Annotated in this window: 22 protein-coding genes; 12 read left to right on the top strand and 10 right to left on the bottom strand. The window is 44.5% G+C overall.

Going from position 1 to position 26608, the window contains the following annotated elements; genetic code table 11:
- Positions 1-45 precede the first annotated feature (45 nt).
- The 3 genes from tatA (at position 46) to tatC (ending at position 1614) form a co-directional block, all read left to right on the top strand.
- Complete coding sequence (tatA, locus tag OW495_RS11840) at positions 46-300, top strand: Sec-independent protein translocase subunit TatA (RefSeq protein ID WP_004735565.1); 255 nt, start codon at positions 46-48, stop codon at positions 298-300.
- Positions 301-303: 3 nt separating this feature from the next.
- The gene (gene tatB, locus OW495_RS11845) at positions 304-711 is read left to right on the top strand and encodes a Sec-independent protein translocase protein TatB (RefSeq protein ID WP_048612432.1); all 408 of its coding nucleotides are present in this window, start codon (positions 304-306) and stop codon (positions 709-711) included.
- A gap of 147 nt (positions 712-858) precedes the next feature.
- Positions 859-1614 (top strand): twin-arginine translocase subunit TatC, encoded by a 756-nt coding sequence (tatC, locus tag OW495_RS11850; protein ID WP_017109229.1) that lies wholly within the window; start codon positions 859-861, stop codon positions 1612-1614.
- A gap of 315 nt (positions 1615-1929) precedes the next feature.
- Here the strand turns inward: tatC and OW495_RS11855 are convergent, their stop codons facing one another.
- Positions 1930-2691 carry a TatD family hydrolase gene (locus OW495_RS11855; protein WP_289886679.1) on the bottom strand — a complete coding sequence of 254 codons (762 nt, stop codon included), beginning with the start codon at positions 2689-2691 and terminating at the stop codon, positions 1930-1932.
- 208 nt (positions 2692-2899) lie between these two features.
- Between OW495_RS11855 and hemB the strand changes: the two genes are divergently transcribed.
- From hemB to polA, 3 genes are all read left to right on the top strand, one after another.
- Positions 2900-3943 (top strand): porphobilinogen synthase, encoded by a 1044-nt coding sequence (gene hemB, locus OW495_RS11860; protein ID WP_017107915.1) that lies wholly within the window; start codon positions 2900-2902, stop codon positions 3941-3943.
- A 78-nt stretch (positions 3944-4021) separates the two neighbouring features.
- Positions 4022-4456 carry a GNAT family N-acetyltransferase gene (locus OW495_RS11865; protein WP_076667644.1) on the top strand — a complete coding sequence of 145 codons (435 nt, stop codon included), beginning with the start codon at positions 4022-4024 and terminating at the stop codon, positions 4454-4456.
- A gap of 677 nt (positions 4457-5133) precedes the next feature.
- Positions 5134-7947: a DNA polymerase I gene (gene polA, locus OW495_RS11870; RefSeq protein ID WP_102514257.1), complete on the top strand. Its 2814-nt coding sequence runs from the start codon at positions 5134-5136 to the stop codon at positions 7945-7947.
- A gap of 506 nt (positions 7948-8453) precedes the next feature.
- On the opposite strand, the gene OW495_RS11875 is transcribed toward polA, so the two are convergent.
- Both OW495_RS11875 and yihA read right to left on the bottom strand, forming a co-directional pair.
- On the bottom strand, positions 8454-9059 hold the full coding sequence (locus tag OW495_RS11875; RefSeq protein WP_099167178.1) for a GTP-binding protein: 606 nt from the start codon (positions 9057-9059) through the stop codon (positions 8454-8456).
- A gap of 230 nt (positions 9060-9289) precedes the next feature.
- The gene (gene yihA / locus OW495_RS11880) at positions 9290-9949 is read right to left on the bottom strand and encodes a ribosome biogenesis GTP-binding protein YihA/YsxC (RefSeq protein ID WP_065113321.1); all 660 of its coding nucleotides are present in this window, start codon (positions 9947-9949) and stop codon (positions 9290-9292) included.
- A 148-nt stretch (positions 9950-10097) separates the two neighbouring features.
- Here yihA and OW495_RS11885 point away from each other — a divergent pair, with 148 nt between their 5' ends.
- From OW495_RS11885 to hemN, 5 genes are all read left to right on the top strand, one after another.
- A complete protein-coding gene (locus tag OW495_RS11885; protein WP_065113320.1) occupies positions 10098-10715 on the top strand; it encodes a c-type cytochrome in 618 nt (205 codons plus the stop codon).
- A 557-nt stretch (positions 10716-11272) separates the two neighbouring features.
- A complete protein-coding gene (locus OW495_RS11890) occupies positions 11273-11911 on the top strand; it encodes a class I SAM-dependent methyltransferase (RefSeq protein ID WP_017107910.1) in 639 nt (212 codons plus the stop codon).
- Complete coding sequence (yihI, locus tag OW495_RS11895; RefSeq protein WP_017109223.1) at positions 11911-12471, top strand: Der GTPase-activating protein YihI; 561 nt, start codon at positions 11911-11913, stop codon at positions 12469-12471. Before OW495_RS11890 ends, yihI begins: the two co-directional genes overlap by 1 nt.
- Positions 12472-12477: 6 nt before the next feature.
- Positions 12478-12966: a DUF2489 domain-containing protein gene (locus OW495_RS11900; protein ID WP_004735578.1), complete on the top strand. Its 489-nt coding sequence runs from the start codon at positions 12478-12480 to the stop codon at positions 12964-12966.
- 298 nt (positions 12967-13264) lie between these two features.
- Positions 13265-14656 (top strand): oxygen-independent coproporphyrinogen III oxidase, encoded by a 1392-nt coding sequence (gene hemN, locus OW495_RS11905; RefSeq protein ID WP_017107908.1) that lies wholly within the window; start codon positions 13265-13267, stop codon positions 14654-14656.
- A 93-nt stretch (positions 14657-14749) separates the two neighbouring features.
- Here hemN and OW495_RS11910 read toward each other — a convergent pair whose 3' ends face one another.
- From OW495_RS11910 to glnA, 5 genes are all read right to left on the bottom strand, one after another.
- Entirely contained in the window at positions 14750-17350 is a 2601-nt protein-coding gene (locus OW495_RS11910) for an EAL domain-containing protein (RefSeq protein ID WP_102514258.1), read from the bottom strand.
- Between the two features lie 107 nt (positions 17351-17457).
- Positions 17458-18861, bottom strand: coding sequence for a nitrogen regulation protein NR(I) (gene glnG / locus OW495_RS11915; protein ID WP_017107907.1), 1404 nt, complete (start codon positions 18859-18861; stop codon positions 17458-17460).
- 110 nt (positions 18862-18971) lie between these two features.
- Complete coding sequence (glnL, locus tag OW495_RS11920; protein ID WP_017109220.1) at positions 18972-20048, bottom strand: nitrogen regulation protein NR(II); 1077 nt, start codon at positions 20046-20048, stop codon at positions 18972-18974.
- Positions 20049-20216: 168 nt separating this feature from the next.
- A complete protein-coding gene (locus tag OW495_RS11925; protein ID WP_102514259.1) occupies positions 20217-20786 on the bottom strand; it encodes a DUF4124 domain-containing protein in 570 nt (189 codons plus the stop codon).
- Positions 20787-21184: 398 nt separating this feature from the next.
- Entirely contained in the window at positions 21185-22594 is a 1410-nt protein-coding gene (gene glnA, locus OW495_RS11930) for a glutamate--ammonia ligase (RefSeq protein WP_017107904.1), read from the bottom strand.
- A gap of 564 nt (positions 22595-23158) precedes the next feature.
- On the opposite strand from glnA, the gene typA reads away from it, so the two are divergent.
- Positions 23159-24991: a translational GTPase TypA gene (gene typA / locus OW495_RS11935; RefSeq protein WP_017107903.1), complete on the top strand. Its 1833-nt coding sequence runs from the start codon at positions 23159-23161 to the stop codon at positions 24989-24991.
- Between the two features lie 361 nt (positions 24992-25352).
- Here typA and OW495_RS11940 read toward each other — a convergent pair whose 3' ends face one another.
- Both OW495_RS11940 and OW495_RS11945 read right to left on the bottom strand, forming a co-directional pair.
- Entirely contained in the window at positions 25353-25883 is a 531-nt protein-coding gene (locus tag OW495_RS11940) for an AAA family ATPase (RefSeq protein ID WP_289886700.1), read from the bottom strand.
- Positions 25884-25903: 20 nt separating this feature from the next.
- On the bottom strand, positions 25904-26545 hold the full coding sequence (locus tag OW495_RS11945) for a DUF2959 domain-containing protein (RefSeq protein WP_017107901.1): 642 nt from the start codon (positions 26543-26545) through the stop codon (positions 25904-25906).
- Between the last annotated feature and the right edge of the window lie 63 nt (positions 26546-26608).

Raw genomic sequence — 26608 nt, forward strand, 5'->3', positions numbered from 1 at the left:
TTCCTTAATATTTTTTATGTGTAGACAGACCCGAGGACAATGACAATGGGTGGTATCAGTATTTGGCAACTTCTAATCATTGCTGTAATTGTAATTTTGCTATTCGGAACGAAGAAGCTGCGCGGCATGGGCGGTGACTTAGGTTCGGCGGTTAAAGGCTTCAAAAAAGCAATGAGCGATGAAGATAAGCCTGCAGATAAGAAAGACGCAGACTTTGAACCAAAGAATATTGAACAGCAGAAGAAAGAAGCTAGCGCTGAAACAACTGCTGAAACAAAGAAAGACAAAGAGCAGGCGTAAATCGTGTTTGATATCGGTTTTTGGGAACTGGTATTAATATCTGTCGTTGGGTTAGTGGTTTTAGGGCCTGAGCGTTTGCCCGTTGCAATTCGTAGTATCTCCAAGTTTGTTGGGCAAGCGAAAAGCATGGCAAATAGTGTGAAAGATGAACTTTCTCATGAGCTTAAGGTTCAAGAACTGCAAGAAAACCTACGCAAGGCGGAAAAAATGGGTATGGAAGATTTATCTCCAGACCTAAAAGCGTCAGTCGATGAACTTAAGCAGGCCGCTGCTGAAGTTCAACGTCCGTATGCTAAGCCTGAGTCTGATAAGCCAAGTGAGACTAAACCTAGTGTCACGGAAACTGTTGAATCTGAAACCATTCAGGTCAACAGCGAAGCTTCAGCACCGTCAGATAAGAAAGCCGAATAGTCTCGCAAGGAGGAGTCGCCGGATACTTGAGTCGCTAGATGTTTAAGTCGATAGTTATTCAAGTAGATATCTATTAAGTGGATACCAATTCAACTGGATAGATAGGTGCGCGGCTCCTTTTCGATCTTCCTGTTTAAGAGGTTTGACATGTCTTCGACTGAGCAGACACAGCCTTTAATTAGCCATCTTCTAGAACTTCGTAATCGCTTACTACGTGCGATTGTTGCGGTTCTGGTGGTGTTTGTTGGGCTAATTTATTTCGCTAATGATATTTATGAGTTCGTCTCTGCACCTTTGGTAGATCGTTTACCTGAAGGCGCGACGATGATTGCAACCGATGTTGCTTCGCCATTTTTCACACCTTTGAAACTGACCTTGATCGCGTCTATATTCCTCGCGGTTCCGTTCATTTTGTATCAGGTGTGGGCTTTTGTCGCTCCGGGCTTATACAAGCATGAGAAGCGCTTGATCATGCCGTTATTGGCTTCAAGCTCATTGCTGTTTTACTGTGGTGTGGCGTTCGCTTACTTCATTGTATTCCCGTTGGTATTTGGATTTTTTACCGCCATATCATTAGGGGGAGTAGAGTTCGCAACCGACATATCGAGTTATCTTGATTTTGTACTCGCGTTGTTCTTTGCCTTTGGTATTGCTTTTGAAGTGCCAGTCGCGATTATCTTGCTATGTTGGACGGGTGCAACGACACCAAAAGAACTGGCAGAGAAGCGTCCTTACATTGTTGTCGGTGCGTTTATTGTCGGCATGATGCTAACGCCGCCAGATATGATCTCGCAGACACTGTTGGCGATTCCGATGTGTATTCTGTTTGAGATTGGCCTGTTCTTCGCGCGTTTCTATGTGCGTAAACCAGATGCCGATGAAGAGGAAGAAACTGAATCTTAACTCGCAAAGTGCTGTAAGAGCATAAGTAGTAGAGTCCTTCAGCAAAAATCACATAATAAAAAAGCGGCCTTGGGCCGCTTTTTTATTATGTCTGTTTATCGAATCTTTAACTGATAGCCACAGTTCTGACATATATAGAGCTCTTTAATCCCTAATATTTTATGCCATAGAGTTCGATGTTGACGCTGTAAGTGCTGTGAATGGTCACACATAATCAACTACCTCCATATGCAGGTGGTTGATAATATACACATCACTTTGTTTTAACAAATAAATAGGCTATAAATTCATAAAATCAAGTTATTAATAGTTTTATCATAAATTAAACAATGACTTAGCATTGATGGTGGTTATATTTTCGACTTCTTCAAGGGTGATTCCGCGCAGTTCTGCGATACGTTTTGCGACCAATTCTGTGTACGCGGGCTCATTGCGTTTACCGCGATTTGGCGCTGGCGCTAAATAAGGGCAGTCTGTTTCTAGGATGACGTAATTCATATCCAGATGTGGGGTCACCTTATCCATCCCCGAGTTCTTAAAGGTCGACACGCCACCTAAACCTAAATGAAAGCCTAGCTCGTTGATCGCTTGAGCTTCCTCTAAGCTGCTGCCAAAACAATGGAACACACCACGTAAGCTGCCATCTTGTTCTTGGCGAAGTAGGGCAAGTGTCTCTTCAATAGAATCACGCGTGTGGATCACGACAGGTAGGTCTAGATCTTTTGCCCACTGCAGTTGAGTCACGAATGCCATCTCTTGTTCGGCCTTAAAGGTTTTGTCCCAGTACAGGTCGATACCGATTTCACCGACGGCAATAAAATCATGCTTATCAAACCAAGCTCGAATGGTTTTGAGGGTCTGCTCGATATTTGCATCCACATAGCAAGGGTGTAAGCCCATCATTGAACGACACACCTCAGGGAATTGTGCTTCCGTCGCTAACATGGGTTCGATAGATTCTAAATCGATGTTCGGCAATAGAATGGTATCAATACCTTGAGCCAGTGCACGCTGCACCACTTGTTCACGGTCTTCGTCGAATTCACTCGCGTAAATATGGGCATGGGTGTCGATCATTATTTTGTCCTGAAAGCGGTTTGTACTGAGTTGTCATGAGTATACGGCAGTGTGAGGAGAAGGTCATTTTTTGCCATTTATCCCTTTTTTTGAATGGGTTTTTCGCTTTACTGCTAGCGTCCTGAGCCATCAGTGATATGCTTTTGCCAGTATTTAGCACTTTTCATATCTAAGCATTTTGGTGTTTAGACTAGGCAAGGAGAATCTAGTGTCTGTTTCAATTCAAGGTCAATTCCCAGGTCGTCGTATGCGTCGTATGCGTAAACATGACTTTAGCCGTCGCTTAATGGCAGAAAATCAGTTGTCTGTAGATGACCTAATCTACCCAATGTTTATCTTGATGGGTAAAGAGCGCCGTGAGCCTGTAGAGTCAATGCCAGGTGTTGAGCGTCTGTCTATCGACCTTATGCTTGAGGAAGCGGATTACCTGTCAAAATTGGGTGTTCCTGCGATTGCTCTGTTTCCGGTAGTGAACCAAGATGCGAAAAGCTTATGTGCCGCTGAAGCTCATAACTCGGAAGGTTTGGTGCAGCGTGCAGTACGCTTACTCAAAGAACACGTGCCAAATATGGGCGTGATTACTGATGTAGCACTCGACCCGTTCACCACTCATGGCCAAGACGGCATCATCGATGAAGATGGCTATGTGATGAATGACGAGACGACTGAAGTCTTGATCAAGCAGGCTCTGTCTCATGCTGAAGCGGGCGCAGATGTCGTTGCACCATCAGATATGATGGACGGTCGTATTGGTAAGATCCGTGAAGCCCTAGAAGAAGCGGGTCATATTCATACCCAAATCATGGCTTACTCTGCGAAATATGCATCGTGCTACTACGGTCCGTTCCGTGATGCGGTCGGCAGTGCTTCGAACCTGAAAGGTGGTAACAAGAAGAACTACCAGATGGATCCTGCGAACAGCGATGAAGCAATTCACGAAGTGGCCATGGATCTTAATGAAGGTGCGGATATGGTGATGGTTAAGCCAGGCATGCCTTACCTAGACATCGTGCGCCGTGTTAAGCATGAGCTGCAAGCGCCGACTTTTGCTTACCAAGTGTCTGGCGAATATGCGATGCATAAAGCTGCGATCCAGAATGGCTGGCTGAAAGAGCGCGAAACCGTAATGGAATCACTGTTGTGCTTTAAGCGTGCTGGTGCTGATGGCATCCTGACGTACTTCGCTAAAGATGTCGCAGAGTGGCTTGCTGAAGATAACGCACAAGCTGCTGAGCACTTGCAAGGCAAGTAAGTACGGTCAAGCAAATCATATGATCACCAAAGGGTTGGCCGTTGTGCCAGCCCTTTTGTTTTATGAGGATGAAACAAGATGTCTGTCATTGTGCGTGAAGGCTCATTAGAAGAGGTGGTTTCTGTTGTTGAACAGATTACCGAGTTTGCCAAAAAAGAGAGTGTAGCGTCTTTATCGGAGCGATTAGCGGGTAAAACAAGTCTGATCCTCGTTGCTGAAGAAGCGGGTGTGTTACTGGGCTTTAAGATCGGTTATGAATTGGATGAAAACACATTTTATAGCTGGTTTGGTGGTGTTTCATCATTGGCGAGAAACAAGGGTGTGGCGCAAGCGCAACTTGATGTTCAAGAACAGTGGGTGAAGCAACAGGGCTATCAACAACTGAAAGTGAAATCTCGTAACCAGTTTCCAGCCATGCTGCGTTTGTTATTGAGAAACGGTTACCTAATCGAAAAATTAGAAGAAAAAGAAGACATTAGTACCCATAGAATTCATTTTTTGAAGCAAATTTGAGCACTGTAATTAAAGGATTAGAAATTAAATGAGATTTATTATCATTTAAGTGTTGACTATTAAATGAGAATCATTATTATTAACTTCGTCTTAGGGAATGAGGAAATGTTCACAAGGATGTTAAGTACTCAAGTATCTACTTGGTTACCCAACAGAATTCTCGCGAACTTGTACTAAGTTCTTTTTGACACGACATTGCTCACATTGCTTCCAGTGTAATTTATAGCTTTTAGGTAAAGCTGTGATATTCAATTTGAATAGCTTTACCGGTTTTGCTAGGCGACATCTTCGGGTGTCGCTTTTTTTATATCTCAATTTCAACAAGATGCATATTTAGTGGCACGTATTTTTATGAATAAAACGCCATCAGCATTCTTTTCCACAATCCAAGATCTAAAAAAGATCGTTGATCATATGTTCGATCTGTAAAATAACTCTTTATTTTCATGTGTTTATATCTGTTTTTTGCTTGTCTTAGTCGAGTTCTCAACAGGGTGGGTAAATAATATAAACAGAGTTATCCACAGATGGGCCTTGTCGCAGAACAAAAAATAACAATAAATTGATTACAACGAACACAATCGAGTCAACGGATAAGGATCGACAACGTAGAATCCAATTAGCAGACGTGGCATCCTTAACAGATTATTTCTGTACTTACTGGATACACAAACATTATGGCTCGTATTCCTGATAATCCATTGATTTTGATCGATGGCTCTTCTTACCTATATCGCGCGTTCCATGCTTACCCTGGCACCATGAGTAATGGTGATATCCCAACCAATGCTGTTTATGGCGTGGTTAACATGCTGCGCAGCATGATGCGTCAATTTGCTTCTGATCGTATTGCGGTTATTTTTGATGCGAAAGGGAAAACGTTCCGTGATGATATGTACCCAGAGTACAAAGCAAACCGTCCACCGATGCCTGATGATCTTCGTTGTCAGATCGAGCCGCTGCACAACGTAATTCGTGCAATGGGTCTACCGCTTATCTCTATCCCTGGGGTAGAAGCTGATGACGTGATTGGTACGCTGGCTTCTCAAGCTTCCGCGATGGGTATGCCAGTTCTTATCAGTACTGGCGATAAAGATATGGCCCAACTGGTTGATGAGAACGTTACTTTGATCAATACCATGACTAATGTCGTGATGGATCGTGAAGGCGTTATCGAGAAGTTTGGTATCCCACCTGAGTTGATCATCGATTACCTTGCTCTAATGGGCGATAAAGTCGATAACATCCCAGGTGTTCCGGGTGTGGGTGATAAGACAGCAACGGCATTACTGCAAGGTATTGGTAGCATCGAAAAGCTGTATCAAAACCTTGATGATATTGCGGCGCTTGGTTTCCGTGGCTCGAAGACGATGGCTAAGAAGCTGGCTGATAATAAAGCCAATGCTGACATGTCTTATGAGCTTGCGACGATTAAACTCGATGTTGAATTAGAAGACACGCCAGAGTCTCTCGTTAAAGCACAACCAAATACTGATGAGTTGATTAAGCTATACGGTCAATTGGTCTTCAAATCTTGGCTAAACGAGCTACTTGAAGGTGGTAGCGGTGTGGTTGAGGCGGATGAGAAATCTGCCGCAGCGGGAGCTGGTTCGGTACGCAGCAGCACAGCATCAACCACTTCTACCGTAGAGATGAATACCTCTGCAGTGACGATTGATCGCAGTAACTACGAAACGATTCTAGATGAAGCGTCATTCAATGTATGGCTAGAGAAGCTCAAAGCCGCAGACGTGTTTGCCTTTGATACCGAGACTGACAGCCTAGATTACATGGTGGCGAATCTTGTGGGTCTATCATTCGCAACCGAAGAAGGCGTAGCCGCTTACGTACCTGTTGCTCACGACTACCTAGACGCACCACAACAGCTGGATCGCGATTGGGTGCTTGAACAGCTGAAACCGATTCTTGAAGATGACGCACAAGCGAAAGTGGGTCAAAACCTAAAATACGATATGAGTGTGCTAGCGCGCTACGGTATCGAGATTAAGGGTATTAAGTTCGATACCATGTTGGCGTCATACGTTTTTAATAGCGTAGGTGGCAAGCATGACATGGACAGCCTAGCGCTGCGTTTCCTACAACATAGCTGCATCTCATTTGAGCAAATTGCAGGTAAAGGTAAGAAGCAACTGACTTTCAACCAGATTGAGCTGGGTGAGGCTTCTCCATATGCTGCGGAAGATGCTGACGTGACTTTACGTCTTCATAACCGCCTGATGGAAAACATCGAGAAAGATGAAAAGTTAAAATCGATCTATGAAGAGATCGAAGTTCCGCTAATTCCTGTGATGTCTCGTATTGAGCGCACCGGTGTATTCATCGACGACATGTTGTTGGGCGCTCAATCGCAAGAGATTGCGGTTCGTCTTGATGAGCTAGAACAGAAAGCTTACGAGATTGCAGAGCAAGAGTTCAACATGAACTCGCCAAAACAGCTGCAAGCGATCTTGTTCGAAAAGATGGGTCTGCCTGTTATTAAGAAAACGCCTTCTGGTGCCGCTTCGACTAACGAAGAAGTGTTGCAAGAGTTAGCGTTGGACTATCCATTGCCTAAACTGATCATTGAGTATCGTGGTCTGGCTAAACTGAAGTCGACTTACACTGATAAGCTGCCGAAGATGATCAACGCTGAAACGGGTCGTGTTCATACGTCTTATCATCAAGCAGTGACTGCAACGGGCCGTTTGTCTTCGACCGATCCAAACCTACAGAACATCCCAATTCGTAATGAAGAAGGTCGTCGTATCCGCCAAGCATTCGTTGCACAACATGGTTGGAAGATCCTAGCGGTCGATTACTCTCAAATTGAATTGCGTATCATGGCGCACCTATCGGGTGATAAAGCGTTACTGGAAGCATTCCAACAAGGCAAAGATATCCACGCAGCAACTGCTGCTGAGATCATTGGCGTTGATATTGAGAGTGTGACCACTGAACAACGTCGTCGTGCTAAGGCTGTTAACTTTGGTCTTATCTACGGCATGAGTGCCTTTGGTTTGGCTAAGCAACTGGGTATTCCTCGTGGTGAAGCACAGCACTACATGGACACTTACTTCGAACGCTACCCAGGCGTAATGCAATACATGGAAGACACTCGCAGCGCTGCTTCAGAGCAAGGCTTCGTTGAAACCATTTACGGTCGTCGTTTGCATCTTCCTGAAATCCAATCTCGTAATGGCATGCGTCGTAAAGCGGCTGAGCGTGCGGCGATCAATGCGCCAATGCAAGGTACTGCGGCAGACATCATCAAGAAAGCGATGTTGTTAGTGGATGAGTGGATTCAAGCCGAAGGCGATGGTCGTGTGAAGCTATTGATGCAAGTACACGATGAATTGGTATTTGAAGTTCAAGAGTCAGCTTTAGCCGAAATTGAAAGTAAAGTACAAGAATTGATGGAGTCAGCAGCAGATCTCGAAGTACCGTTAGTCGCGGAAGCAGGCCACGGTGACAACTGGGATCAAGCCCACTAATCAGTTTTCGACCTTATTGAGTAAATTAGTATGAGCCAGTGCACAAACACTGGCTTTTTTTTGTCTCAAATAAAGTCGAGTCGTAGAAAAAGGTTGGGTGTTTTAATAAAACATTCATGAAAAAAAACTACAAAAATTGTTTTCATTTCTGAGCAATTGTTGTACATTAAATCTCGTAGGGTACAGAGGTAAGATGTTCTATCTTTCAGACCTTTTGTTTCACGTTATTGGATTAGGCTGATTCAGCCGCCCCAGCCAGCATTTGGCTGGGGCGTTTTTTCTTGTGCGAAAGAAAAATATTTCCAACCTATAATTTCCGCGTTAATCGGCTTCTTTTTAGTATCTTTCTTATTCTTCTCGAAACTTTCTCTCTATCACTTTATTTGTCTTCAATCTGGAATTTGATCAGCAATTGGTAATTTAAATCCGTCTCTAAGTGGATTGTTTTATTCTTGAAAATAACTTTTATTTTACAAGTAACTCATAATGCATTGATCAATTACGTCCTATTTATCAGTGTATTGAGTGGGTGAATGCTCAATGTAATCCATGATTTCTTGTTGTTTTTCGGTACTGAATTTAAGTGCTTCGGCTGTGATCTGTATTGAGTGCGCCATGGAAGAGATGTTATGGGTCGCTTTCACCAAGGTTTGCTGCATGGGTTTGAGGATAAGTAGGTAGATAGCCGTTAACGCGATAATAATGACCGCGATCACCGCCGCCAACGCAATAATGATTTTAGTTTGGATATCATCTAGCAGTAGTTGACTGGTTTTCTTAAAGGCGAGTCGAGAATTGTCTAAGGCTTGCGGCAGTTGGTTGAGGGATGTTTTGGTTGAACTGGCGAGCTTATTAATGCTCTCAACGGTTTGATTCAATGCTTGCTGCTGGTCATCGCTGAGGTTGGGGTTGTTGACGATGGCTTGCAACGATTGTGATATCACCTCGAGAGATTCACTTGCCTCCTGAGCATACTTCTCCATGCCGTCGAGATCTAAGGTCATATCAACATTGACTAGAGCAGCCTCGGTCTTGGGCTTTTCCGCTTCAGATGCTACACCGGAAAATGAGATCAATATAAGTGCGATGGTCGCCAAGGTTTTTTTCCACATGAGTATTCCTTTCTCACTGTTCTGTTTGTCAAAGGTTGTCTTTTAGTATGGTTCACTTCTCTCGCTTCTAACGGATTAATCTTGTCTTTAACTCTCAAGATCTAGGTTTAACTCACTCATTTGTGGGTAAAAAAATACCCCACCTATAAAAGGCAGGGTATTAATAAGGCTAAATAACTGGTTGTCAGTGCTTTAGCCTCTAATTATAGAAAAAGATCTATATAGAGGAACTACTCTGAGTCGTTTTGCTCTTCGTCAGTTAACTCATCAATGATTTGATCGGCAAATACCGGAGCAAACCACTCATCCATCTTGGCACGCAGTTGGTCAACGCCGATGCCCTTCATTGAAGAGAAGACATCAACCGCAACATCACCACCGAAAGATTTCGCATCGTTACGGATTTTCAGTAGTTGTGCTTTACGCGCGCCACTTTTCAGTTTGTCTGCTTTTGTTAATAAAACCTGTACTGGGATGCGGCTATCGATAGCCCAGTAGATCATTTGTTGGTCAAGGTCCTTCATTGGGTGACGGATATCCATCAATACCACTAAACCTTTTAGGCTTTCGCGTCGTTGTAGGTATTCACCTAGCGACTTCTGCCATTTTTTCTTCATCTCAAGCGGTACTTGAGCGAAGCCATATCCAGGCAAGTCGACAATATGACAGCCGTCGGTAACCTTAAATAGGTTAATTAGCTGAGTTCGACCTGGGGTTTTACTGGTTTTCGCCAAGCTTTTTTGGTTTGTAACGCGGTTTAGTGCGCTAGATTTACCAGCATTGGAGCGTCCTGCAAACGCAATTTCGATCCCTTCGTCTTCTGGTAAGTGACGAATATCAGGTGCACTGGTAATGAAATGCGTGTTTTGATAATGAATTTTTACGCTCACTGTTAACTCCATCTCGACTTTGTGTAGTCGATTGATTACTTTTTTGTGAATTTGTGTAAAATAACCGTGCTCGGCATAAGGTCGCCTATTGTACCATGAGTGGCAACATAGAGTGGTACTGGAAGCTTGATAATTATAATGGAATGTCATGAAGAAATTAGCGCTAATTTTGAGTCTTTTAGCCAGCTGCTCAGTATGGGCTCAAGGTAGTATTGAAGCTGGTAAAGCCAAATCACAAACATGTGTTGCCTGCCACGGTGCTGACGGCAACAGTCTGATCACGCAGTACCCTAAACTGGCTGGTCAACATGAGAAGTATCTAGAGAAGCAGTTAAAAGAGCTTAAGCTAGGTATGACGAGTGGTGGTAAGCAAGGTCGTAATGAACCTGTAATGGGTGCAATGGCGATGTCTTTATCTGAAGAAGATATGGCTGACCTAGCGGCATACTACGCATCTCTACCTATCTCGAACAACTCTACACCTGAAAATGTTGTAGATGAAGGTAAGGTTCTTTACACCGCGGGTAACGCAGAACGTGGCGTAACGGCGTGTATTGCTTGTCACGGTCCACGTGGTAACGGTACCGAGCTTTCTGGTTTCCCTAAGATTTCAGGTCAACACGCAGATTACATCAAGGCTCAACTTGAGAAATTCCGCGATGGTAGCCGTAATAACGACATGAATGCGATGATGCGTGATGTAGCTAAAAAGTTAACAGACGCAGATATTGATACCTTATCGAAGTACGTTGGTGGTTTACACTAATATGTCGGTTTCTTGTTCTTAGCCAGAACAAAGAAATGTACGTTCGAGCAAAATTGAAGAGACGCCCCAATCAGCAATGGTTGGGGCGTTTTCTTTTGTATTGATTTTATTTATGCTTTTTTATCTCATGTCTAATTTATCAATGTGTGATCGATTTGTGTACGAAAGTGTGAAGTCGCACTCTTGTAGTCTTTTTGTAACACGGTAAAGTAACCGCCATCAGCTAGGAGCTGACTTAGATATGGATGGTCATCTAGTCTAACGGTATAGACAGAAACGGATCAGGCTAGGACAGCCCAGCAACAAGGTGTTAGAAAAGGATAGCCAAAACTCATCAGGACGATGAACAACAAATAAATTTGGCATGGAAAGCACCAATAACAAATGGAGATTTGTGTACCAAGTTGAGTATGCAAATTTTGGCCGATATAGGCAGATTTAGAGAGCGATAGGTTTTCCTATCGCTTTTTTTATTGATTTGATGAAAAAACACCCAATACCCCTCCACTATAAACTCAGTTTCTGGTATGTTTCGCATCCCTGTTTAAGGATGTGCTATGTATACTTGTCCCTTATGCCATCACCAAGGCGTGAATCACTATTTTGAAGACAAACGTAGAGCGTATCTACAATGTCAGCAATGTGAACTGGTATTTGTTAAACCTGAACAAAGGTTAGAAGCAAAAGAAGAAAAAGCACACTATGATCTCCATGAGAACGATCCTAGTGATGCGGGCTACCGCCGCTTTTTATCTCGCATCGCGGATCCCTTAACAGACAAAATTTCATCTAACTCACAAGGGTTGGATTTTGGTTGTGGCCCAGGCCCTACGCTATCTATTATGTTAGAAGAAGCCGGACACACCATGGAGTTGTACGATATTTATTACCATCCAGAGACTTCTGTGTTGGAGAAAACGTATGACTTTATGACTGCTACCGAAGTGATAGAGCACCTTTATCACCCAGACAAAGTGTGGCAGCAATGGTTGAATTTAGTTAAACCCAAGGGCTGGATTGGTCTCATGACTAAGCTAGTAATAGACGTAGATGCGTTTGCTGGTTGGCACTATAAGAATGACCCGACACATGTCGTCTTCTTTAGTCGTCAAACATTCCAGTTTTTGGCCGAGCGGGATAAGCTCGAACTAGAATTTTTTGGAAGTGATGTAATTTTACTGAGGAAAGTGCAGTAATGGGTCGTAGTAAGAAATCAAGAAAGCCGGGAGCACTTGGCGCTCCTGAACCTATGGTAACAAGAAACCGTAGTGAATCTGATGTTGAAGGTCGTGAACGCAAGCGTGTTAAAAAGCGCAAAGGTCTTAAATCTGGCAGCCGTCACTCAGATGGTAGCGAAGCGAGACAGCGTAAAGCTGCACAAGATCGTGACCCTCGTTTAGGCAGCAAGAAAAAAATTCCGCTGATTGTTGAACCTGCTAAGAAGCCGACGAAACAAGAGCGTAAGCTCTCTAACGAACAAGAGTTAGAGATGCTTGAGAATGATGCTCAACTGAACACATTGTTAGATCGTATCGAAAATGGTGAAAACCTAGGTGCTGGTCTACAGAAGTTCGTTGATGAAAAACTTGATCGTATTGAGCACCTAATGGGCCGTCTAGGTCTTCTAGAGCCAGAAGACGATGAAGAAGAGATCTTCGAAGAAGCGCCTGTTGTCGCTAAGAAGAAGAAAGCAAGCTCTGACGAAGACTTGTTGTCTCAATTCGAAGATATCGATTTAGACAGCTTTAAAGGTTAAGACGAAATGAATGTAACCTTATTAGCAATTGCTGGTGGAATTATCATTCTCGGCTTGGGCTCTTATGCAGGTTACCTTCTACTTCAAGTGAAGAAGCAGACGGAGTTGCAAAAGCAGCATCAAGCACTTGCCATTGAAAAACGTAACGCAACGATTTACGACAACGTAAATACCTTGTGTTTAGCGGGCATTCAAGGCCAGTGTGATTTGCCTGAGATCAGTATCCGAGTGTGTATCATTATGGATAATGTTCAGGGTGATGAGCGTGTCGATTTTGATTCTGAATATCCTGCTCTTTCTGAGCTGTACCATATCGTTAAAGATATGGCGCGCGGAGACGGCAGGCAGGAACTGACCAAGAAAGAACGTATGCAGCAGAATCTCACACGCCATAAGGCAGAGACTCGCTTGAATGATGCGGTTATCGAAGATTTGAAAAGGTTGCAGGAGAAGGTTAAGCCTCTCAACAATCAAATCAATATTCAGATGATCTAGTCACTGAGACTTTTAATATAGAGGCTTGTTTAATACATGGTGTTCTTAAGACGCGCTGTTCTTAATACACCTTATCTTTATAGATAGTGTTAAATGAGCCTTCTTACCTTTTGCACCTTTTTATTTCGGTGCATTGTTAGTGATCAAGCTAGCAGTTCTGAGTTTTTATCTGAAAAAAAGATTTTGTCTTGAAACGTCCTTACAAGTCGTGTGGCAAAATAACCCGTCTATATTTTAATGTATGTAAAATGATTTGAGAGACCTTAGGTTCTCGCGGATCTAAATTGGAATTACCGCTATGTCGAGCAAGCCAGTAACAACGAATCAGCAAATCGTTTGGGATCAAGAAATCTTAAACAAGTATAACTATTCGGGACCTCGTTACACGTCATACCCAACTGCGTTGGAGTTTCATGAAGCGTTTACCGTCGCTGATTACGACATGGCGTGTACTCAGTACCCAGAGCGTCCTCTCTCTCTTTACGTACATATCCCATTCTGTCACAAGCTTTGTTACTACTGTGGTTGTAACAAGGTCATTACTCGTCACTCGCATAAAGCCGATGAGTACTTGGATGTGATCGAACATGAGATTCGTCAGCGTGCTTCTTTACTGAATGGCCGCGAAGTGACTCAACTTCACTTCGGTGGTGGTACGCCAACATTCTTAACTAAAGCTCAAATTACCCGTTTGATGCTGATCCTACGTGACGAGTTTAACTTTACGGCTGATGCTGAAATCAGTATCGAAGTTGACCCACGTGAAATCGAATTAGATGTGCTTGATCACCTGCGTAGCGAAGGCTTTAACCGCCTGAGCATTGGTGTTCAAGACTTCAACAAAGAAGTACAAAAGCTGGTTAACCGTGAGCAAGATGAAGAGTTCATCATCGCGATGGTTCAGCGTGCCAAAGAACTAGGCTTCCGTTCAACCAACCTAGACTTGATCTACGGCCTACCAAAGCAGACTCAAGCGTTGTTCGCGGAAACATTGAAGCAAGTACTTGAGATGAAACCGGGTCGTTTATCGGTATTTAACTACGCACACATGCCGCAACTGTTTGCTGCGCAGCGTAAGATTAAAGATGAAGACCTACCTGAGCCGAAAGAGAAGATGGCTATCCTACAAGATACCATTGAGACTTTAACGGGCGCGGGCTACCAGTTTATTGGTATGGATCACTTTGCTTTACCAGAAGACGAGCTAGCAGTTGCACAGCGTGAAGGTATTCTGCATCGTAACTTCCAAGGCTACACGACCCAAGGTGAAGCTGACCTAATTGGTTTCGGTGTTTCTGCTATCTCAATGGTCGGTGATGCTTATGCACAAAACCAGAAAGAGCTGAAGAAGTACTACGCACAAGTTAACGACCTGCGTCATGCACTTTGGAAAGGCGTTGCTCTAGACAGTGATGACCTTCTACGTCGTGAAGTGATCAAGCAGCTTATCTGTAACTTTAAGCTTGATAAAACGATGATTGAATCTGAGTTCTCGGTTAACTTTAATCGTTACTTCAAAGAAGACCTAGGGCTGCTGCAAACCTTCATCAACGATGAGTTGGTTGAAGTCGACGACAAAGAAATTCGTGTGACTCTACGTGGTCGTTTGTTGATTCGTAATATCTGTATGTGTTTCGATAAATACCTACGTGCCAAGGCTCGCCAACAGCAGTTCTCTCGCGTGATCTAATCGCTCGATTGAGAATAGAAACATAAAAATGCCAGCATCATGCTGGCATTTTTGTATCTGTGTATTGCTGCCCCAAGACTGTCTACAACCTGGCTAGGTAGCGCTCTCTTTGATGCTTTGTTTACTTTTGGTATTTTGTTGAGCGTTGGCATTCTTTTGAACATTGATGAGATCGGTTGGCCACTGGTCAAACGGAACAGGACGACTGTATAAGAAGCCTTGTGCTAGTGGGCATTGCAGTTGTTTGAGCAAATCAGCCTGCTGCTGAGTTTCCACGCCTTCCGCAACCAAGTTCACCTTAAAGCCTTTGGTTATGTTGACGATAGCCGCAACGATTGAGCTGTCTAAGCTTTCTTGTTCGAGCTTACAGACGAAGCTTCGATCAATTTTAAGGCAATCAAATGGCAGCTTCTGCAGGTAGGCAAGCGATGAATAACCGGTCCCAAAGTCATCAATCGCAATCGAAATTCCCAGCGCTTTGAGTGTCAGCATGTTATCGATGATGGTTGGGTCATTGTCGACGATGCGTGACTCTGTGATCTCCAATGTCAGGTTTTTGGCGGGTAACTTGGTATCACGCAGCGTGTTTTTAACCAAGTCAATGAATCCGCTTTCACTCAGTTGGTCGACAGACAAGTTAACGTGAATAGAGAAGTCTTCGCTCCATTTCCCTGATTCGATCGCGATGGCGGTATCTCGACAAGACTTATGCAGAATTTGCTGACCAATATCGTAGATGAGCCCTGTTTCTTCCGCGAGTGGAATGAATTCCAACGGTGAGATAATGCCTTCATCAGTGATCCAGCGGGCTAGGGCTTCAGCGCCGATTGTTGAGCCTGATTCAAGGTCGATAATAGGTTGGTAAAAGGGTTCGAATTGTTGCAGTTCGATCGCTTTGTTGAGGCGGGCTAGCATCTTGGTTCGGTGTCTAGAGGCCTTGCCCATTTCTGGACTGTAGATGCTGACACGCGCTTTATCTTGCTTGGCATTGCTCAGTGCAATACTGCTGTTGCGAAGCCATAAGGTAACGTCTTGGTCATTTGATACGTGAACGACACCAATCGATACCTTAATCACCACGTTTTCTGATTCCATGGAAAATGGCGAAGCAAAGGTTTGGAGTAGTCGGTTAGCAAGCAGCTGAACATCGTCGTCTTGAGTTACATTGGGTGCGTAGATCGCGAACTCATCGCCACCAGTACGAGCCAACAAGTACTCCGTTGGCAGAATGCCGCGCAGTCGAGCGGCTGCGATGATCAGCAGTTGGTCGCCATTGTAATGGCCAAGGCTGTCATTGATATCGCGGAAGCGATCGATACCAACTAAGTAAAGCGTTCCTTCCACTGTTTCGGTGTTTTTCTTTGCAGCATCAATAAAGCCTTCTCGGCTATACAATTTGGTTAGTGAGTCATAGGTAAGCTGAGATTGTAATTGCTCGAAAGAGGCCTTTAAGTTGTTGGCCATCTCATTGAAGGCTGCTACTAGCATGCTGGTTTCGTAGATATTACCCGGTTTCGGCATGCTATTATTCCAATCGCCATTGGCTAGGCGTTTTGCAGCGTCGGCGGTTGAGGTTATCGGTCGAATTACGCGATTAAAGGCAATCAGCCCAGCGATGATGCCAATACAGCTGAGCGCGAGCCCAAGTAGCCAACTGTTTCTTTGATTTTCTGGTAGTTCACCGAGCAGGTTAGACTCAGGGATCGACATGCCAATAAACCAAGTGATGCCATGCCCATCTTCAAAAGGTGTGAGCTGGTTGAAGTATCGTTGGTCATCGAGGTTAAAACTGAAACGTTGAACGGCCATGTTTTTAACCAAGTGAAACTGGTCAACGTAACTGGCACTCTTTTGTATGACTGGATTAGAACTTTCTGTTGCGAGGAGACGTTGGCCCTTGTGGGTTTTACCTGTTCCCCAAGACACGACGCTGCCGCCTTCTGAGTGAGCAACTAAACGTTGTTGCTGATCGATGATGTAGACAGAGGCATCGGTATTATTTTTTAAATCTCTCAAGAATGCGTTGAAGGTATTGATCTTAATATCGCTGACAATGACCGCTTTAAATTCGTCGTTATCATAAATAGGCGCAATTGCTGACAGGGTGATCTCTTGGCGTTCATCGGCATTGGCGTAAATGGGCGACCACACGGCTTTTTTCTGATTCACAACTGGCGTATACCAAGGGCGCACTCGCGGGTCGTACCCTGAGATGACAGAACGAATGTCTTCACTTATCTTGCTGCCACGGTAGATAACCAGCTGATCTTGGGTGCGGTCATCCTGCACCATCAAGGTATAACCATCGTTTGCTTCTTTACGAAACCCCACATAATTTCCGTCTTCAGAACCAAAACCAATCACATCAAGTTGCGGTACTACGGTGAAGTGATCGGAAAACTTATAAAGAATGTAATCTTGAACTTTGCTGAGGTTTCCAGCTTGGTAGAGGTGGTGGTAGCCAATGTTATGGCTGAGTGAGAGGTTGGCGTGAAACGGTTTTTCTAAAAAATCGGCCAGGCTTTTATGAACATTGTCAGTGAGTGATGCTAGTTGACGTGCACTAATATCACTCACCATCTCTTTGTAGCTTTGTTTTTGAGTGAAAATCATTACGCCCATAGTGAACAGAAAAATCATCACGAATGGCAGAACCACTGCGGTTCTTAATGTAATTTGTGCTTTCAAAGACATCTCTAGCTACAACTTTAGTGAATGGCATACCTTAATTGTACCGACACTATTCAAACCAAGCGACCCTTTTTTGGTTAAAAAGTAGCTGCATCGAAAGTCATATCAGGTCAGTACAGTTCTTTGAGTTTACGGGTTAGGGTGTTTCTTCCCCAGCCTAAAACCTTGGCTGCATCCTGTTTATGACCATTGGTATGGTTGAGTGCAGCCTCTAGCAGTATACGTTCAAACTCTGGCAGAGCATAAGTCAGCAGCTCCTTTTCTCCTGAATCAAGCGCACACTTTGCCCAATTAGCCAGCAGCTGCTGCCAGTTATCTCCGGTGCCTGAAGTGGTCACCACTTTCTCTTCCAATAATTCAGGAGGAAGATCCGAAGGTAATATTTCACTACCGCTGGCCATTACAGTGAGCCAACGACAAATATTTTCCAGCTGACGTACGTTACCTGGCCAATTCAGTTGATTGAGCTTTAGGATCGTCTCTGGGTGGAGTGTTTTTACTTCAACACCGAGTTCTTCGGCGGCAGAGGCTAAGAAGTGATGAGTCAGTTTCTCAATATCTTGCTTACGTTCACGCAGCGCAGGAATATGGATTCGAATTACATTCAGTCGATGAAAAAGGTCTTCACGGAAACCCCCTTCATGCACCAGTCTTTCTAAATCCTGGTGGGTTGCCGCAACGATACGTACATCAACCTTCACCGCAGAGTGACCGCCCACTCGGTAAAATTGGCCATCCGACAAGACACGTAGCAAACGGGTTTGAATATCGAGTGGCATATCACCGATCTCATCCAAAAACAGGGTGCCACCGTTGGCTTGTTCAAAACGCCCTTGGCGAACACTGTTGGCTCCGGTAAAGGCGCCTTTCTCGTGGCCAAATAGTTCTGACTCGATCAAGTCTTTAGGGATTGCAGCCATGTTCAAAGCGATAAATGGTTTCTTTGCTCTCGGGCTATGGCGGTGCAAAGCGTGCGCGACTAACTCTTTACCCGTACCGGACTCACCATTAATCAGAACAGAAATGGACGAACGAGATAAACGACCAATAGCGCGGAAAACTTCCTGCATCGCGGGTGCTTCACCGATAATTTCGGGTGCGTTGGTCTCTTCGGCAACTTCGCTGGCTTGTTCACGCTTCTGTTCTTGGCTGTGTGCGATGGCTCGCTCTACTAAAGTAAGCGTCTCATCGATATCAAACGGCTTAGGCAGATACTCAAAAGCGCCTTTTTGATAAGCATTCACCGCCGCATCAAGGTCTGAGTGCGCGGTCATAATGATCACGGGTAGGTCGGGAGAGCGTTGATGAACTTGATGCAACAGCTCGATACCGTCAATGCCAGGCATGCGAATGTCCGACACCAATACGTCTGGCGTTTCGCGTTCAAGCGCCAGCAGCACGCTCTCAGCGTCAGCAAATGTTTCGCACTTAATATCCGCAGATGACAGCGTCTTTTCTACGACCCAGCGTATAGAACTGTCGTCATCGACGACCCAAACGTAACCCTTACTCATAATTCAATTCCTTTGCAGCCAAATCTATTGTGATAATCATTGTTGTTTTTATTGTTCGGTATTCGTTGTTGCCGATGAAACGTTGTTTCCTGTGGGAATCAAGGCTTCGCTTATATCGGCAAATAAATCGTGAATGTGGTGTTACCTGGCCAGCTTTCAACGTCTATTTTTCCGTTGTGCTGATCGATCAGGTTTTGAGATATCGATAGCCCTAAGCCAGTGCCACCCTCGCGCCCACTCACCATTGGGTAAAAGAGGGTGTCTTTTAACTCATCAGGGATGCCTGGACCGTTGTCGCTGATCTCAATGCGAGCCGCGAGCTTGTGTCGCTTGCCATGAATATTGGCTTGATGCACCGTTCTGGTGCGGATGGTGATTTTACCGGACTCTTGCGCCTTCAAAATCTGTGCAGCGTTACTCACGATATTGAGCATGGCTTGTTCAACTTGAGCGGAATCCATCATTATCGCCGGCAGGCTAGGGTCGTAATCTCTTTCTATAGCGAGTGTTGAGCCCGCTTCAAGCTCTACTAACTGTCGAACTTTTTCTAAAATTTGATGAAGGTTCTCTTCGGTTTTTTTTCCTGGTTTTTGTGGACCAAGAAGGCGGTCGACCAAGGCTCTCAAGCGATCGGCTTGTTCAATAATGATCTGTGTGTATTCATTGAGGGACTGATCGGGCAACATTTTTCCAAGCAGTTGCGCCGCTCCTCTTAAACCGCCCAATGGGTTTTTGATTTCATGAGCCAACCCGCGTACCAGTAGCTTCGCCGCTTGTTGCTGTGCGTGTTGGTTTAGCTCTTGGCTGAGGCGTCTTTGTTGGTCTATCTTGCGCATCTCCACTAGTAACAAGGTTTCACGCTGCCATGAGATAGGGCTTACGGTGACTTCTAACATCAGTGGGCGGTTGTCGACAACAAAGGTAACGTCGCTGTCTGTGATGCTTTGGCCACTTTGTAGAGGCTGAGTTAGAAGTGCTAAGTCGAGGGAAGCATGTTGAATTAACTGGCTTAGTGGGTGATCGACGATGCGTCTCGCGCTTTGAGAGAAGAGTTGTTCAGCCGCAGGGTTGGCGTATCGAACGAACAATTGCTCATCGAGCATCAAGGTCGCGGTCACCATATTGTCGAGAATGGCGTTGGAAAGATGATGTGTATCTATGCTGTCGCTTTGGGCTGATCGATTCACTATTTCGTCCTTGAACTGGTGTTTTTCTCACTGCACCAAATTGGTGCGAAGCTAAGTTCAAGTATGGCGCATATCAACCAGAAGCTAAAGATAATTCATTAGAGTCGCTGAAAGCTGCTTCGATCAGGTGAAAAGTAGAGGTAATTTGGCCTCTTTTAACACATTGGCTTACTTGAGCGTCGCTCGATGTAAATACACGGTGACTGGACTAGTAGATGCAATAAGCTTGCCGCTTCTATGTGCTTGAATTGCAATGGTGTGAGTGCCTCGATCGATACCTTTCAATTCCCAATTAGGTTGGGTTTGTGGAGCGCCATAACGACGACCATCGAGCATCAATTGCAACTGCTCTCCAATACCAAGCTTGCGGTTGAGTTCTATTTTTATTGGGATTAAGCCACGGTTGCTGCGGATGGTTTGATCATGAACTGGAGTCAGCATGCTGAGGGCTAACTGAGCGGGTACCTCTCGTTTCGTGTTATCTGTTTTTTCCTGAGCGTGAGCTGGTGTTGCCGTTTTAGTTGTAGAGGGATCTGCAGCGTCAACAGGCGTTGAGGCCTCAAATTTAGGGGCTGGCGCGGAAGCTTGTACGTCAGGTAGGCGAAGAGCCTCCGCACCTTGATCGGTAGGGGTATCACTAAAGTGAAGCACACCATCCTCATCTTCCCAGGTGTACACCGTTTGAGCAGAGCACGAGAATGCGACTGTTAATCCGATTAGGAACAGTATGTTTTTCATATCGTTAGCCTCTTTCCACCGTTAGGTGTTTTCACGTTTGACGTTAGTTTTGTTATTGATTTTATTGTATTTATAGCAACAGCCTCTAAGGGCTTTTATTTAATACCAATCACGGTAAGTTAGTGTTCACAAATAGCGCAGGAAAAAGGCTTGAGAACGAGACAGCCCTGCTCGGCAAAAAAAATAGTTTCGATAAGTAGTTATTCTACAATCAAAAATTCTAACGACGTTATCGAGTGTTTTAACAAGCTAGGGTGAGCAGTTATTTACTACGATTGGTATCGAATATGGTACGAGGAAGGAGAGGTAGGGAGAATAGAAAAAAGGCCCACCTGCGAGGCGAGCCTAATATTTTTCTAGAGTTTCTTACTTATTGCAGTAAGAAGACCGACTAAAAATTAAACTGAGTAGTACAGTTCAAACTCAAGTGGGTGTGTCGCCATGTTCACGCGTTGTACATCGTCAGATTTCAGTGTGATGTAAGAATCAATGAAGTCGTCAGAGAATACGCCGCCAGCGGTTAGGAACTCACGATCGGCGTCTAGAGCTTTAAGCGCTACTTCTAGAGATTCTGCAACTGTTGGGATTTCAGCCGCTTCTTCTGCAGGAAGGTCGTATAGATCTTTATCCATAGCTTCGCCTGGGTGGATCTTGTTCTTGATACCGTCAAGGCCAGCCATCAGCATTGCTGAGTAGCATAGGTATGGGTTAGCTGCTGGGTCACCAAAACGTAGCTCGATACGACGTGCTTTCGGGCTTGGTACTACTGGGATACGGATAGAAGCAGAACGGTTACGTGCTGAGTAAGCAAGCATTACTGGAGCTTCAAAACCAGGTACAAGACGCTTGTACGAGTTTGTTGATGGGTTAGCAAATGCGTTGATTGCACGAGCGTGTTTGATTACACCACCGATGTAGTAAAGCGCCATTTCAGATAGGCCGCCGTACTTATCACCAGCAAACAGGTTAACGCCGTCTTTTGCTAGAGATTGGTGAACGTGCATACCAGAACCGTTATCACCAACTAATGGCTTAGGCATGAATGTCGCTGTTTTACCAAATGCATGAGCAACGTTGTGTACAACGTACTTGTAGATTTGAGTCTCATCCGCTTTTGTTGTTAGCGTGTTGAAGCGAGTTGCGATTTCGTTTTGACCCGCAGTTGCTACTTCGTGGTGATGAGCTTCAACAACTAGACCCATCTCTTCCATAACTAGACACATTGCAGAACGGATGTCTTGAGAAGAATCTACAGGAGCTACTGGGAAGTAACCGCCTTTAACGCCAGGACGGTGACCTTTGTTACCGCCTTCGATGTCAGAACCTGTGTTCCAAGCTGCTTCTACGTCATCAATCTTGAAGAAAGAACCAGACATGTCATTTGAGAATTTAACATCATCAAATAGGAAGAATTCTGGCTCAGGACCGACTAGAACTGTATCTGCGATACCAGTAGAGCGTAGGTATTCTTCAGAACGTTTAGCGATTGAGCGAGGGTCACGGTCGTAGCCTTGCATTGTTGCAGGCTCAAGAATGTCACAACGGATGTTTAGCGTTGCGTCTTCTGTGAATGGGTCAAGAACTGCAGATGATGCGTCAGGCATCATTACCATGTCAGATTCGTTAATGCCTTTCCAACCTGCTACTGAAGAGCCGTCGAACATTTTACCTTCTTCAAAGAAGTCAGCGTCAACTTGGTGAGAAGGAATAGAGATATGCTGCTCTTTACCTTTTGTATCAGTAAAACGTAAGTCGATAAATTTAACTTCGTTCTCTTGGATCAGGGATAGTACATTTTCTACTGACATCTTGGATAACCTCCAGTGTTATTAATTCGGTATTAGCTCGATTCGGTTGAAACCAGCATTGATTAATGTCTGTATGTGCATTAATCGATGCTGATTTGTCTATTGCCAAAAGCGTGCCAAAAAAATTATTCCATTAATTTCAATTGCTTAGTTGTTTTTGTTTGCGTTTGCATTCGAGTTTTGCACCAAAATGATCTCCGAGCGCACTATGTTGGTGCAATGTGCTTGATGTGCACCAATATGATGAATCACAAACGAATACCATTCAGCAACGAATTGAGTACGTTGTCAATCCACTTTTCTTTTTCGGGGTAGATTTGGCTCGAAGTTAGCGCGCAAGGATTTTAAAAATCGTACGAATTCAGCTGTTCTATACTGTATTGAATCGATGTTAAGCGAATATGAATCGCTAATAGAGAAAAAAGCCTTGGTTCAGATCACATATTTCTGGGTTTTTTTCTAAAATCTGGTATATTATTGACCGTTTTTTAAATCAAGCTAGCGGTTATTATCCAAACAATTGAGATAATTGACGGCTACCTTTTATGAGTGAATCGAGAATCCATGTCTACTCCACAGATTGATAAGTTAAGAAATATCGCGATCATCGCGCACGTTGACCACGGTAAAACGACTTTGGTTGATAAACTGCTACAACAGTCAGGCACTCTTGAGTCTCGTGGTGAAGCTGAAGAGCGTGTCATGGATTCGAATGACATCGAAAAAGAGCGTGGCATTACAATCCTTGCTAAGAACACAGCAATCAACTGGAATGATTACCGCATCAACATCGTAGATACTCCGGGACACGCGGACTTCGGCGGTGAAGTTGAGCGTATCATGTCTATGGTTGATTCAGTTCTTCTGATCGTAGATGCAGTTGACGGCCCGATGCCTCAAACTCGTTTCGTAACGCAAAAAGCATTCGCACACGGCCTTAAGCCAATCGTTGTTATCAACAAGATTGACCGTCCTGGTGCTCGTCCTGATTGGGTTATGGATCAAGTATTCGACCTTTTCGACAACCTAGGTGCTACTGATGAGCAACTAGACTTTACTGTTGTTTACGCTTCAGCTCTAAACGGTTGGGCAACAATGGAAGAAGGCGCAGTTGGCACAGACATGGAACCACTGTTCCAAGCTGTTGTTGATACAGTAGAAGCGCCTGCAGTTGACCTTGACGGTCCACTACAAATGCAAATTTCGCAACTTGATTACAGCTCTTACGTAGGTGTTATCGGTGTTGCTCGTGTTACTCGTGGTTCGGTTAAGCCAAACCAACAAGTAACTATCGTGAATGCTGAAGGCAAGAAACGTAACGGTAAAGTAGGTACTGTACTTGGTTACCTAGGTCTTGAGCGTCACGAAGTAGAGCAAGCTAACGCTGGCGACATCATTGCAATCACTGGTCTTGGTGAGCTGAAAATTTCAGACACTATCTGTGACGTAAACAATGTTGAAGCAATGGAACCACTGTCTGTTGATGAACCAACAGTAACAATGACTTTCCAAGTAAACACTTCTCCGTTCGCGGGTAAAGAAGGTAAGTTTGTAACTTCACGTAACATCCTTGAGCGTCTTGAAAAAGAATTGGTTCATAACGTTGCACTACGTGTTGAAGAAACTGAAAGTCCAGACCGTTTCCGCGTATCAGGCCGTGGTGAGCTTCACCTTTCTATCCTGATCGAAAACATGCGTCGTGAAGGTTTCGAGCTAGCAGTATCTCGTCCAGAAGTAATCATCAAAGAAGAAGATGGTCAGAAAATGGAACCGTTCGAAACGGTTACTATCGATGTAGTTGAAGAGCACCAAGGTGCGATCATGGAAAGCATCGGTCTACGTAAGGGTGAGCTAACAGATATGGCACCAGATGGTAAAGGCCGTGTTCGCATGGACTTCATGATGCCTTCTCGTGGTCTTATCGGTTTCCAAACTGAATTCCTTACAATGACATCTGGTTCTGGTCTTATTTACCACTCGTTCGATCATTACGGTCCTTACAAAGGCGGTATCATTGGTCAGCGTAACAACGGTGTTCTAATCTCGAACGCAACGGGTAAAGCTCTTACTTACGCTCTATTCTTCCTTCAAGCTCGTGGTCGTCTATTCACAGAGCACGCGGATGAAGTTTATGAAGGTCAAGTAATCGGTATTCACAACCGTTCAAACGACCTGACAGTAAACTGTCTAAAAGGTAAGCAACTAACGAACGTTCGTGCATCTGGTACTGATGAAGCACAAGTTCTTTCTCCACCGATCAAGCACACTCTAGAGCAAGCTCTTGAGTTTATCGATGAAGATGAACTAGTAGAAGTAACGCCACTTAACGTACGTATCCGTAAGAAACTTCTTACTGAAAACGAACGTAAGCGTGCAGCACGTCCAGCTAAGGCTTAATTGCCAGCTGACTAGCTTCTAGCTAAGTAGATAAGAAAGCCCCGAGTAGCCTAGCTGCTCGGGGCTTTTGTTTTATGTGGTGTTGGAGTAGATACGGGTAAACGAGATGCGAGATACGAAGAGCATGTTCCATATCTATGCATCGAATCGTCATTCCAGAATCGAGGGACGAGATATCTGGAATCTTTCTTTTACGGCATCCAAGAGATTCCCTATCACGCTCGTTCCTCGCTGTAGGGAATGACGGAAGTTTGCTTTATGGATGAGCCTATTTCCAAGAGCGCGTTTGATAGTTGGAAGTCAGAGACTCAAAGAATCATAGTCGTCATCCTCAAGAGGGAGGAACGACCGAGTTGGGGATCTAGCTTTTGATACCTAGGTGGCTTTTAACAAATAGAGCCCGTTCTTCGACTGGCATAAACGGCACTTCAACCACCTCATAGCCAAGCTCTTGGTAGACTCTGACTAACGCGTAGTGAATCTCTAGTGCTTCTTCAAACGGATAAGGGCGCACTTCATCTTGAACATAGATAGAAGCTTCAGGGCGGCAGAATAGGACTTGGGAGTGATAGCCTTTACTCGCTTCTCGGTAGTTATCATCAACCTCAAGGCTCGCCTGAGCTAAGTAACCACAGATATCTGGAATCGCACGGTCAAGAAACGCTACCTGTTGCTGCCTCGCTTGCTCTTTTTGCTCACTCATCACGGTTAAGCACAAGTGAGCAAACCCCGGAAGATCTAACCAAGGTAAGACCCCATTTTCAATCTGACTTTGTTCTTCTATCAGCTGGCGAGAGGACTCTGCGAAGGTTGGGTAACCCATGTCACCCAAGGCGTTAATCAGCGTTGTTTTTCCGGCTCCGGGACCGCCAGTAATAATGATAGGCTGCATGGTGTTGTATCTCTGTAGCGCTACTTCTGGTTCAGTTGAGCTAAGAATTTATCCGATTCTGCTATCGCTGCATTCATCTGTTCTATCGCGTAGGCGATGTCTTTTTCTAAGCTCATAAACTCTCCCTGCAATGAACCAACGGCACTCGCATTGAGGTTGTGCTTGAGATAAAGCGTGTTGTCGCGAAGAGTGTTGAGTACCGGATCCATTTTCTTCTCAGCTCTTTTCATCGCTGATAGCATGGTTTGGTAAGACGATTTGGTTTCACGCAGCTTTTTCTCACTTGATCGACGCAATGAATCACTGGTGTAGAGATCTAACTCACCCTGCCACTCTTCAAATAGCGCATCGGACACATCTTCAATCGCAGCAATGCGGTCACTGACATTTTGTGCGGCTTTCTCACTGTCTTGGTATTTATCGTTAATCTTGTTGTACATGTCTTCAAGGTCGCCACCACTGAAGTTAGTCAGGCTACTCAAGGCTTCAAGTGCGCTGGTAAACTCTTCCTGAGCATCCTGCTGCGACTCTTTTGCATCTTCCACTCTGTCGACCATAATGTCGCGTTTGTGGTAGCCCACTTGCTCCATAGCGGAGTAATAAGCTGACTGGCATCCAGTAAGAGTAAAAATAGAGAGGACTATAACTATTAAATAAGGCATCCTAGTTTCCTATAGTTAAATAATATCAATCGTAGTAAATAACTGCTCAACCTAGCTTGTTAA

This window comes from Vibrio sp. 14N.309.X.WAT.E.F5 (assembly GCF_030397615.1).
In the GTDB taxonomy this organism is placed as follows: domain Bacteria; phylum Pseudomonadota; class Gammaproteobacteria; order Enterobacterales; family Vibrionaceae; genus Vibrio; species Vibrio lentus.

Coding starts and splice junctions, on each gene's coding strand:
- tatA (WP_004735565.1), top strand. CDS start 46: ATGGGTGGTATCAGTATTTGGCAACTTCTAATCATTGCTGTAATTGTA.
- tatC (WP_017109229.1), top strand. CDS start 859: ATGTCTTCGACTGAGCAGACACAGCCTTTAATTAGCCATCTTCTAGAA.
- OW495_RS11855 (WP_289886679.1), bottom strand. CDS start 2,691: ATGATCGACACCCATGCCCATATTTACGCGAGTGAATTCGACGAAGAC.
- OW495_RS11865 (WP_076667644.1), top strand. CDS start 4,022: ATGTCTGTCATTGTGCGTGAAGGCTCATTAGAAGAGGTGGTTTCTGTT.
- polA (WP_102514257.1), top strand. CDS start 5,134: ATGGCTCGTATTCCTGATAATCCATTGATTTTGATCGATGGCTCTTCT.
- OW495_RS11875 (WP_099167178.1), bottom strand. CDS start 9,059: ATGTGGAAAAAAACCTTGGCGACCATCGCACTTATATTGATCTCATTT.
- OW495_RS11885 (WP_065113320.1), top strand. CDS start 10,098: ATGAAGAAATTAGCGCTAATTTTGAGTCTTTTAGCCAGCTGCTCAGTA.
- OW495_RS11890 (WP_017107910.1), top strand. CDS start 11,273: ATGTATACTTGTCCCTTATGCCATCACCAAGGCGTGAATCACTATTTT.
- yihI (WP_017109223.1), top strand. CDS start 11,911: ATGGGTCGTAGTAAGAAATCAAGAAAGCCGGGAGCACTTGGCGCTCCT.
- OW495_RS11900 (WP_004735578.1), top strand. CDS start 12,478: ATGAATGTAACCTTATTAGCAATTGCTGGTGGAATTATCATTCTCGGC.
- hemN (WP_017107908.1), top strand. CDS start 13,265: ATGTCGAGCAAGCCAGTAACAACGAATCAGCAAATCGTTTGGGATCAA.
- OW495_RS11910 (WP_102514258.1), bottom strand. CDS start 17,350: ATGTCTTTGAAAGCACAAATTACATTAAGAACCGCAGTGGTTCTGCCA.
- glnG (WP_017107907.1), bottom strand. CDS start 18,861: ATGAGTAAGGGTTACGTTTGGGTCGTCGATGACGACAGTTCTATACGC.
- OW495_RS11925 (WP_102514259.1), bottom strand. CDS start 20,786: ATGAAAAACATACTGTTCCTAATCGGATTAACAGTCGCATTCTCGTGC.
- glnA (WP_017107904.1), bottom strand. CDS start 22,594: ATGTCAGTAGAAAATGTACTATCCCTGATCCAAGAGAACGAAGTTAAA.
- typA (WP_017107903.1), top strand. CDS start 23,159: ATGTCTACTCCACAGATTGATAAGTTAAGAAATATCGCGATCATCGCG.
- OW495_RS11940 (WP_289886700.1), bottom strand. CDS start 25,883: ATGCAGCCTATCATTATTACTGGCGGTCCCGGAGCCGGAAAAACAACG.
- OW495_RS11945 (WP_017107901.1), bottom strand. CDS start 26,545: ATGCCTTATTTAATAGTTATAGTCCTCTCTATTTTTACTCTTACTGGA.